The sequence below is a fragment of the Rhodoplanes elegans genome, assembly GCF_016653355.1.
Classification (GTDB): Bacteria; Pseudomonadota; Alphaproteobacteria; order Rhizobiales; family Xanthobacteraceae; genus Rhodoplanes; species Rhodoplanes elegans.
The window spans coordinates 1-4,335 of the sequence record NZ_NHSK01000266.1 but is presented as its reverse complement, the minus strand read 5'-3'; the positions used below and the strand labels follow the sequence as shown (position 1 = coordinate 4,335).

The 4,335-nt window shown below is 71.8% G+C and carries 6 protein-coding genes and 1 pseudogene; 3 read left to right on the top strand and 4 right to left on the bottom strand.

All coding sequences use genetic code 11. From position 1 onward, the window contains the following. Nucleotides 1-671 (top strand): NAD(P)H-dependent glycerol-3-phosphate dehydrogenase (locus tag CCR97_RS28110; protein ID WP_201160099.1); only part of this gene is annotated, 671 nt, incomplete at its 5' end. Nucleotides 672-812: 141 nt separating this feature from the next. Beyond that, complete coding sequence (locus CCR97_RS28105; protein WP_111359210.1) at nucleotides 813-1,235, top strand: EVE domain-containing protein; 423 nt, start codon at nucleotides 813-815, stop codon at nucleotides 1,233-1,235. Nucleotides 1,236-1,253: 18 nt separating this feature from the next. Here CCR97_RS28105 and CCR97_RS28100 read toward each other — a convergent pair whose 3' ends face one another. Genes CCR97_RS28100 through CCR97_RS28090 form a run of 3 tightly spaced genes read right to left on the bottom strand, consistent with a single transcriptional unit; the run spans nucleotide 1,254 to nucleotide 2,427 of the window. Continuing rightward, complete coding sequence (locus CCR97_RS28100; RefSeq protein ID WP_111359211.1) at nucleotides 1,254-1,676, bottom strand: type II toxin-antitoxin system VapC family toxin; 423 nt, start codon at nucleotides 1,674-1,676, stop codon at nucleotides 1,254-1,256. Beyond that, nucleotides 1,673-1,972, bottom strand: a complete 300-nt coding sequence (locus CCR97_RS28095) for a type II toxin-antitoxin system Phd/YefM family antitoxin (RefSeq protein WP_111359212.1) — start codon at nucleotides 1,970-1,972, stop codon at nucleotides 1,673-1,675. Before CCR97_RS28095 ends, CCR97_RS28100 begins: the two co-directional genes overlap by 4 nt. Nucleotides 1,973-2,031: 59 nt before the next feature. Beyond that, nucleotides 2,032-2,427, bottom strand: coding sequence for a YoaK family protein (locus CCR97_RS28090; RefSeq protein WP_111359213.1), 396 nt, complete (start codon nucleotides 2,425-2,427; stop codon nucleotides 2,032-2,034). 159 nt (nucleotides 2,428-2,586) lie between these two features. Here CCR97_RS28090 and CCR97_RS28085 point away from each other — a divergent pair, with 159 nt between their 5' ends. Then, nucleotides 2,587-3,069, top strand: a complete 483-nt coding sequence (locus CCR97_RS28085; RefSeq protein WP_244670719.1) for a GNAT family N-acetyltransferase — start codon at nucleotides 2,587-2,589, stop codon at nucleotides 3,067-3,069. Between the two features lie 83 nt (nucleotides 3,070-3,152). Here CCR97_RS28085 and CCR97_RS28080 read toward each other — a convergent pair. Further along, nucleotides 3,153-4,306, bottom strand: a pseudogene (locus CCR97_RS28080) (alpha-hydroxy acid oxidase). Nucleotides 4,307-4,335: the final 29 nt, after the last annotated feature.

The window sequence follows — 4,335 nt, the reverse complement described above, 5'->3', positions numbered from 1 at the left end:
GGATCGAGCGCGGCACGCGGCGCTTCATGACCGACGTGATCGCCGCGGCGCTGCCCGGCGCGACGCCGGCGATCCTGTCGGGACCGAGCTTCGCGGCCGACGTCGCCCGTGGCCTGCCGACCGCCGTGACGCTGGCGGCCGCCGACGACGCCGTCGCGGTGGCGCTCGCCCACGCTCTCGGCACCCCGACCTTCCGGCCGTATCACGCCACCGACCTGCGCGGCGTCGAGATCGGCGGCGCCGCCAAGAACGTGCTCGCCATCGCGGTCGGCATCGTGCGCGGCCGGCGGCTCGGCGCCAGCGCGGCGGCGGCGCTGACCACGCGCGGCTTCGCCGAGCTGATGCGCTTCGGCCGCGCCTACGGGGCGCGTCCCGAGACCCTCACGGGCCTGTCCGGCCTGGGCGACCTCATCCTCACCTGCTCCAGCCGCCAGTCGCGAAATTTCTCGCTCGGCATCGCGATCGGCGATGGGCTGTCGCCCGGCGAGGCGCGCCAGAGCGGCCTGCTCGCCGAGGGCGCCTTCACGGCCCCGGTGCTGGTCGAGATGGCGGCCGAGCGCAACGTCGACATGCCGATCGCCGCGGCCGTCGCCGCCGTGCTGGACGGCCGCCTCGGCGTCGACCAGGCGATCGCGGCGCTGACGACGCGGCCGTTCCGGGCCGAGCATTGATGACGACCCCGTCATTCCGGGGCGCGCTGAAAGCGCGAACCCGGAATCCAGCGACAGGCTCCGTGATCGCGGCTGGATTCCGGGTTCGAGCCCCTTCGGCACTCGCCCCGGAATGACTGCGTGAAGACGGGAGAACCTTCGATGGCCTACTGGCTGGTGAAGTCCGAGCCCTCGACCTGGTCGTGGGACGACCAGGTGAAGCGCGGCGACACGGGCGAGCCTTGGACCGGCGTGCGCAACCACACGGCCAAGCTCAACCTGATGAAGATGAAGACGGGCGACCGGGCGTTCTTCTACCACTCGGTCGACGAGAAGCGGATCGTCGGCATCGCCGAGATTCTGCGCGAGCACTATCCGGACCCGACCGCCGAGCCGGGCAGCCCGTGGGTGGTGGTCGATCTGAAGGCCGTCGCCCCGCTGAAGACCCCGGTGACGCTCGCCGACATCAAGGCCGAGGCGAGCCTTTCCGAGATGGCTCTGCTGAAGCAGTCGCGCCTCTCGGTGCAGCCCGTGACGGCCGCCGAATGGAAGACGATCTGCAGGATGGGCGGCGTGAAGGGGTGACCTGCGACGCCCGGCGCATCACGTCCAGGGATCGACGACCGGAACCTCGGCGCGGACGAAATCGTCGGTGTCGCGCGAGACGACCGTGAGGCCGTGAACCAGCGCCGTGGCGCCGATGATCAGATCGGGCTGCGAATAGGTGTGGCCCGCCTTGCGACCCGCCTCGACGAGAATCCGCCATTCGAGCATCACGTCCTCGGTCACGGCGAGCACGCGGTTCTCGAACATCGGGCGCACCGTTGCGGCGAGCCAGTCGGCCAGCGCGGTCCGCCGACCGGTATCGCCGACGAGCGCGATGCCGAAGCGCAGCTCGGCCAGCGTCACGACGCTCACATGGAGCGAGTCGAGCGGCTTGGTCGCGACGAAATCGACGACCTTCATGTTCGGCTTGGGGCGGCGCAGCTCGGACAGGATGTTGGTGTCGAGCAGCCAGCCCGTCACGGCTCGGCTCCGCGGATGGTCAGGCGGGACCGTTCCGGCTCGATCTCGATATCCTTGTAAGGCGAGGCCTGCAGGGCGGCGACCAGGGCCGCGCCGGTGGCGCCGCCGGCGAGCCGCCGAAACTCCTCGGCCGCGACGACCACCACGTCGCCGCGTCCGCCGGCGGTGACGAGCTGCGGCCCTTCGGTGCGGACGCGCCGGACGACCTCGCCGAAATGCGCCTGCGCATCCTCGAGTCGCCACTGCCCGACCGGGGTCCGTCCGGAGCCTGAACGAGGGGAGCCTGCACCCGTCATGGCAAGACGCTACCGCGGACGGGTTGCAGCGACAAGGCTGCGCCGCCGCGGCGCGAGCCTCACCGCCCGGTCAGGCGCTGCCAGGCGGCTTTCAGGTAGCTGGAGAACAGCACCAGGGCGACCGCGATGACGATCACGGGGACCCAGAACAGCACCAGGCCGAGCGCCACCAGCAGGATCGCGGCGACGATGCCGCCGAGCACCAGCATGCCGATGGCGACCGCGAAGGGGCCGGGCGGCTCGATCTTCGTGTAGCGGGTGCGCCCCTGCTCGTCGACCGTAATGAAGACGGCGCCGGGGAAGCCCTCGGGCTCGGCGTCGGACGCGCGGGCGCCGCCGGGCCGGACCGGATCGGGCGCGCCGGGCGGGATGATCTCGGGCTCGGCGCGGGGCTGCTCTCCGCCGGCCTGATCGGGCCGGCCGCGGCGGGGATCGTCGGATCGAAAATCACTCATGGCGGACCATGTCGGTCTGGACGCGGCCGATCGCCAGTGGCGAAACGCCGCGCAACGGTAAATTACGGACGGCATCATCGCGCAGCGTCGCGCACATCACCAGCCATGACGTCCCTTATGCCTGATCAGTTACAAACGTCCGCCGCCGGATGGCGGCGCATGGAAGAACCCGACCTCGACGCCGTTCTTTCGATCGCCGCCGTGGTGCATCCCGACTTCCCCGAGGACCTCGCGGTGTTCGCCGAACGCCTGCGGCTCGCGCCGGACGGCTGCTTCGTGCTGGCCGGTCACACCGGGCCAGTTGGGCTCGCCGGCTATCTGGTGAGCCACCCCTGGCATGCCGACACGCCGCCGGCGCTCGACACCTTGCTGAGCCGCCTGCCGGACCGGCCCGGGTCCTGGTACCTGCACGACCTCGCGCTGCTGCCGGCGGCGCGCGGCAGCGGCGCCGGCGCCGCGATCGTGGACCGGCTCGCCGGCCACGCCCGCGCGAGCGGTTTCGCGACCATGACACTGGTCGCGGTCGGCGGCTCGTCCGGCTTTTGGGGGCGGCAGGGGTTTTCCGTCGTCGACGATCCGGCGCTGTCGCAAAAGCTGGCGAGCTACGGGGAGACGGCCCGGTTCATGCGGCGGGACCTGTAGGGCGGGCACGCTCGCGTGCCCGCGCCGTCCGACCTTCATGAAGGCCGACCGCGTGGGCCCGGCGCGGTCGCGCCGCGCCCACCCTACGGCGTCGGCGCCGGCGGCGCGTACAGGATGTCCCGGCTGACGCGGGACAGATCCTTCGTGCCGGTGAGCATCATGGTGATGTCGAGCTCGCGGCGAAAGAGATCCAGCACCGCGGCGACGCCGGCCTCGCCCTGCGCGGCGGCCCGTACAGCCAGGCGCGACCGATCAGGCAGCCGCGGGCGCCGAGCGCCAGCGCCCGCATCACGTCCTGGCCGGAGCGCACGCCGCCGTCGAACAGGATCTCGATGCGGTCGCCGACCGCACGGACGATCTCGGGCAGCGCCGTGATGGTGGCGGGCGCGCCGTCGAGCTGACGGCCGCCGTGGTTCGACACGACGATCGCGTCGGCGCCGATCCGCACCGCCTGCTCGGCGTCGGCCGGATCGAGGATGCCCTTGAGCACCAGCTTGCCCGGCCACAGGTCGCGGATCCACGCCATGTCGTCCCAGTCGAGCGTCTGGTCGAAGTGATTCGACGACCACTCGCCGGCGCCCATCAGGCCGACCTTGTCCTTCAGATAGGCCTCGATGTTGCCGAACGTCATGCGCTTGCCGCGCAGCACGCCGAGCCCCCAGGCCGGCTTGGTGGCGAGATCGAAGGCGTTGCGCCAGGTGAGGCGCGGCGGCACCGTGAGGCCGTTCTTCAGATCGGCGTGGCGCTGCCCTCGCGTCGGCAGATCGACCGTGACGACCAGCACCGGGCACTCGGCGGCGCGCGCCCGCTCGATCATGGCGCGGGAAAAGTCGCGGTCGCGCAGCACGTAGAGCTGGAACCAGAACGGCGCCGTGGTCGCCGCCCGCACGTCCTCGATGGTGGCGATCGACATGGTCGACAGGCAGAACGGGATGCCGGCCGTCTCGGCCGCGCGGGCGCCGAGGATCTCGCCGTTGCCGCGGATCAGGCCGGTGAGCCCGGTCGGCGCGATGGCGACCGGCATGGCGGCCGACTGGCCGACCAGCGTCGTCGCCATCGAGCGGCCCGAGGTGTCGACCAGCACGCGCTGGCGGAAGCGGATGCGGGCGAGCTCGGCCGCATTCGCCCGCAGCGTGGTCTCGTCGTAGGAGCCCGAGTCGACGTAGCCGAACAGGGCGCGCGGGATTTTTCGCCGCGCCAGCGTGCGCAGATCGGCGACGCAGGTGATCGGGGGCATTGCGGGCACTCCGGTCGGGGCTGCGCAGG

What these genes read in the sequence shown, in the direction of transcription:
- CCR97_RS28105 (WP_111359210.1), top strand. Translation starts at nt 813, where the DNA reads ATGGCCTACTGGCTGGTGAAGTCCGAGCCCTCGACCTGGTCGTGGGAC.
- CCR97_RS28095 (WP_111359212.1), bottom strand. Translation starts at nt 1,972, where the DNA reads ATGACGGGTGCAGGCTCCCCTCGTTCAGGCTCCGGACGGACCCCGGTC.
- CCR97_RS28090 (WP_111359213.1), bottom strand. Translation starts at nt 2,427, where the DNA reads ATGAGTGATTTTCGATCCGACGATCCCCGCCGCGGCCGGCCCGATCAG.
- CCR97_RS28085 (WP_244670719.1), top strand. Translation starts at nt 2,587, where the DNA reads ATGGAAGAACCCGACCTCGACGCCGTTCTTTCGATCGCCGCCGTGGTG.